The sequence below is a fragment of the Mycobacterium sp. genome (assembly GCF_049673265.1).
In the GTDB taxonomy this organism is placed as follows: domain Bacteria; phylum Actinomycetota; class Actinomycetes; order Mycobacteriales; family Mycobacteriaceae; genus Mycobacterium.
This window is the reverse complement of record NZ_JBATXN010000412.1, coordinates 1-4,543: the sequence shown is the minus strand read 5'-3', so window position 1 is coordinate 4,543 and position 4,543 is coordinate 1. Positions and strand designations below refer to the sequence as shown.

At 68.7% G+C, this 4,543-nt stretch carries 4 protein-coding genes; all 4 read left to right on the top strand.

Annotated features, from left to right (window positions below; translation table 11 throughout):
* Window positions 1-136: zinc finger domain-containing protein (locus WBF82_RS14150; RefSeq protein WP_424383629.1), on the top strand; the 136-nt coding region annotated here is incomplete at its 5' end.
* A gap of 30 nt (window positions 137-166) precedes the next feature.
* Window positions 167-589, top strand: coding sequence for an OsmC family protein (locus tag WBF82_RS14145; protein WP_424383628.1), 423 nt, complete (start codon window positions 167-169; stop codon window positions 587-589).
* A complete protein-coding gene (locus tag WBF82_RS14140; RefSeq protein WP_424383627.1) occupies window positions 567-857 on the top strand; it encodes an acylphosphatase in 291 nt (96 codons plus the stop codon). The genes WBF82_RS14145 and WBF82_RS14140 overlap by 23 nt, the downstream gene beginning before the upstream one ends.
* An 11-nt stretch (window positions 858-868) precedes the next feature.
* Window positions 869-4,465 carry a chromosome segregation protein SMC gene (smc, locus tag WBF82_RS14135; protein ID WP_424383626.1) on the top strand — a complete coding sequence of 1,199 codons (3,597 nt, stop codon included), beginning with the start codon at window positions 869-871 and terminating at the stop codon, window positions 4,463-4,465.
* Window positions 4,466-4,543 lie beyond the last annotated feature (78 nt).

The window sequence follows — 4,543 nt, the reverse complement described above, 5'->3', positions numbered from 1 at the left end:
CTTCGACCGGTCTCTCGACGTCTACGGGCGGGAAGGCAAACACTGCCGGCGCTGCGGCGCGGTGATCCACCGGGAGAAGTTCATGAACCGCTCGTCGTTCTACTGCCCGCGATGCCAGCCGCGGCCGCGGCGGTAATACTGCCGACCGCCCGGTAGAAAGAAACCCATGACCGAACTGTGGGTGGAACGCACCGGGGTGCGTCGCTACACCGGGAACAGCTCGCGCGGCGCGCAGGTACTCATCGGCTCCGAGGACGTCGACGGCGTGTTCACCCCCGGCGAGCTGATGAAGATCGCTCTCGCGGCGTGTAGCGCGATGTCCAGCGACCTGCCGTTGGTCCGTCGGCTCGGCGACGACTACCAGGCGACCGTGCGAGTTTCCGGCGAGGCTGACCGCGACCAGGAGCGTTATCCGCTGCTGCAAGAGACCCTCGAGATCGACCTCTCGGGCTTGAGCGACGACGAGAAGGCACGGGTGTTGACGGTCGTCGAGCGCGCGGTCGACCAGGTATGCACGGTGGGTCGCACACTCAAATCAGGTACCACAGTCAGCTTCGAGGTAGCCGATGTCTCAAGAAACCCAGCCTGACGTCCGGTTGACCGCTTGGGTGCACGGTCGCGTGCAGGGCGTCGGGTTTCGTTGGTGGACCCGATGCCGTGCGCTGGAACTAGGCCTGACCGGGTACGCGGCCAACCGGTCAGACGGCCGGGTGGAGGTCGTCGCGCAGGGCTCGCGTGACGCGTGTGAACAGTTGTGGCGCGTGTTGCAGAGTGGAAAAACGCCAGGCCACGTCGACAAGGTAGTTGCCGATTGGTCGCCGCGCGGCGAACCGATCAACGGCTTCACCGAGCGGTAGTCTGGCACGCCGTGTACCTCAAGAGCCTGACGCTGAAGGGTTTCAAATCCTTCGCCTCGCCGACGACTCTGCGGTTCGAGCCGGGCATCACCGCAGTGGTCGGACCCAACGGGTCGGGCAAGTCCAACGTGGTTGATGCCCTGGCCTGGGTGATGGGGGAGCAGGGTGCCAAAACGCTGCGCGGCGGCAAGATGGAAGACGTCATCTTCGCCGGGACGTCGTCGCGGGCCCCGCTGGGCCGCGCCGAGGTGACCGTCACGATCGACAACTCCGACAACGCGTTGCCGATCGAGTACTCCGATGTGTCGATCACCCGCCGGATGTTTCGCGACGGCGCCAGTGAATACGAAATCAACGGCAGCAGTTGTCGTTTGATGGATGTCCAGGAGCTGCTGAGCGACTCTGGCATCGGCCGTGAAATGCATGTCATCGTCGGGCAGGGCAAGCTCAACGAGATCCTGGAATCGCGGCCGGAGGATCGTCGGGCATTCATCGAGGAAGCCGCCGGTGTGCTCAAACACCGCAAGCGCAAAGAAAAAGCCGTTCGCAAGCTGGAGTCGATGTCGGCGAACCTGGCTCGGCTCACCGATCTGACCACCGAACTTCGCCGCCAGCTCAAACCGCTGGGCCGGCAGGCGGAGGTGGCCCGCCGCGCCCAGACCATCCAGGCTGACCTGCGCGACGCCCGGCTGCGGTTGGCCGCCGACGACGTGGTCACCCGGCAGGCCGAGCTGAACGACACCAACCAGGCCGAGGCGGCGTTGCGCCGCGACCACGATGAGGCTGCGGCGCGGATGGCGGTCGCGTCCGACGAGCTGGCCGCCAATGAAGACGCCTTGGCCAGCCTTTCTGAGCGCGCCGAATTGGCGCAGCAGACGTGGTTTCGGTTGTCCGCGTTGGCCGAACGGGTGAGCGCGACCGTGCGCATCGCCAGCGAGCGTGCTCAGCACCTGGACGTCGAGCCGGCCACGACCGGCGGCCCCGACCCCGACGCGTTGGAGGCCGAGGCCCAACAGGTCGCGGCCGCCGAGCAGCAGCTGCTGGCCGAGCTGGCCGCCACCCGCACCCGGCTCGACGCCGCCCGAACCGAGCTGGCCGACCGTGAGCGCCGCGCCGCCGAAGCCGAACAAGCACACCTGGCGGCCGTGCAAGCAGAGGCAGACCGCCGCGAGGGATTGGCCCGGCTGGCCGGCCAGGTGGAGACGATGCGGGCGCGCGTCGAGTCGATCGATGACAGCGTGGCCAAGTTCTCCGAGCGCATCGAGGAAGCCGCCGCCCGCTCCCACCAAGCGAAGGTGGAGTTCGAAACCGTGCAGGGTCAGGTCGGCGAGCTCGACCAAGGTGAAGTCGGCCTCGATGAGCACCACGACCGGATGGTGGTGGCGTTGCGATTGGCCGACGAACGGGTTGCCGAGCTGCAATCAGCTGAGCGTGGCGCCGAACGTCAGGTAGCTTCGCTGCGAGCCCGGATCGAGGCATTGTCTACCACGCTCGAACGTAAAGACGGGGCGGACTGGCTTACCCGAAACCGCGGTGGCGCCGGGCTTTTCGGGTCGCTCGCGAAGCTGGTCGACGTGGCGTCGGGTTATGAAGCTGCGCTTGCCGCCGTCCTCGGCGCGGCCGCCGATGCGCTGGCCGCCGACAGCTTCAGCGCGGCGGCCTCGGCGGTGAACGCGCTGAAGCAGGCCGACGGCGGCCGCGCGGCGATCGTGCTCAGCGACTGGCCGGCCGAGGAATTGCCGCCGGCGGGTGCTCTGCCCGACGGCGCGCGCTGGGCGCTCGACCTCGTCGAGGTGCCGACGCGGCTGCGCGGCGCGATGGTCGCCATGCTCTCCGGCGTCGCAGTGGTCGGCAATCTCACCGAGGCGATGGATCTGGTGGCCGCCCGCCCGCGGCTGCGCGCGGTGACCCGCGACGGCGACCTGGTGGGTGCGGGCTGGGTCAGCGGCGGCTCCGATCGCAAACCGTCCACGCTGGAAATCACGTCCGAAATCACCAAGGCGCGCAGCGAACTGGCCGCAGCCGAGACGCAGGCCAGCCAGCTCGGCGCGGCGTTGTCCGGCGCGCTGAGCGAGCAGACCGCTCGTCAGGACTCCGCCGAGCAGGCGCTCGCCGCCCTCAACGAATCCGACGCCGCGATTTCGGCGATCTACGAGCAGCTCGGCCGGCTTGGACAGGACGCCCGCGCCGCTGAGCAGGAGTGGCACAGGCTGCTGCGGCAACGTGAGGAACTAGAGGCCGGGCGCGCCGAAACGCTGGCCGAACTCGGTGAGCTCGAAACCCGGCTGCGCAACGTTGAACAGAACCGACACGTCGCGGCCGAGCCAAGGCACGCAGAGGTCCGCCAACAGATCGCGGCGGCTGCCGAGACGGCCCGCGGTGTCGAAGTGGAAGCCCGGTTGGCGGTGCGTACCGCCGAGGAGCGCGCCAATGCCGTTCGCGGGCGCGCCGATTCGCTGCGTCGCGCTGCCGCCGCGGAACGCGAGGCGAGGTTGCGTGCCCAGCAGGCCCGGGCCGCGCGTGAGCATGCTGCCGCGGTGGCCGCGTCGGTGGCCGACGCCGGACGGCGGCTTGCCGGGCGGCTCGATCAGGTCGTCGCGGCCGCGTCGCGCAACCGCGACGTGCTCGCCGCCGAACGCCAGCAACGCTCCGCGGCCATGGCGGCGGTTCGCGAAGAGGTCAACGCGCTGGGCGCCCGGATCGCCGCGCTCACCGAGTCGCTGCATCGCGACGAGGTCGCCAAGGCGCAGGCGGCGCTGCGGATCGAGCAGCTTGAGCAGACAGTGCTCGAGCAGTTCGGGATGGCGCCCGACGACCTGGTCGCCGAATACGGCCCGGACGTCCCGCTGCCGCCGACCGAGCTTGAGCTCGCCGAATACGAGCAGGCCCGCGAACGCGGCGAGCAGGTGATCGCCCCGGCGCCCATGCCCTACGACCGGGCCACCCAAGAGCGTCGCGCCAAACGCGCCGATCGAGAGCTGACCGAGCTGGGCCGGGTCAACCCGTTGGCGCTCGAGGAGTTCGCTGCATTGGAGGAGCGCTACAACTTCCTCTCCACCCAACTCGAGGACGTCAAGGCCGCACGCAAGGATCTTCTTGACGTCGTTGCCGACGTCGATGCCCGCATCCTGCAGGTGTTCTCCGACGCCTACACCGACGTTGAACGCGAGTTCACTAGCGTCTTCGCCGCCCTGTTCCCCGGCGGTGAGGGCAGGTTGCGGCTTACCGATCCCGACGACATGCTGACCACCGGCATCGAGGTGGAAGCTCGTCCGCCCGGTAAGAAGATCAAGCGGCTGTCGCTGCTGTCCGGCGGCGAGAAGGCCCTGACCGCGGTCGCGATGCTGGTGGCGATCTTCCGGGCCCGCCCGTCGCCGTTCTACGTCATGGACGAGGTCGAGGCGGCGCTCGACGATATGAACCTGCACCGGCTGCTTGGTTTGTTCGAACAGCTGCGAGCCCAGTCGCAGCTGATCGTGATCACCCATCAGAAGCCGACGATGGAGGTCGCCGACGCGCTTTACGGCATAACGATGCGCGACGACGGCATCACCCAGGTGATCTCGCAGCGCATGCGCGGTCAGGAACTGGTCGGGGCCGCGCACTAACCTGGCGGCCTCACCGGATCTCGGTGACCCCGCGGCGCCGCAACGCTGCCACGTTCGCCGCGCCGCAGCCGTGCAGGC

Bases quoted from the DNA above. Each gene is read 5' to 3' on its own strand.
- WBF82_RS14145 (WP_424383628.1), top strand. From the start codon at position 167: ATGACCGAACTGTGGGTGGAACGCACCGGGGTGCGTCGCTACACCGGG.
- WBF82_RS14140 (WP_424383627.1), top strand. From the start codon at position 567: ATGTCTCAAGAAACCCAGCCTGACGTCCGGTTGACCGCTTGGGTGCAC.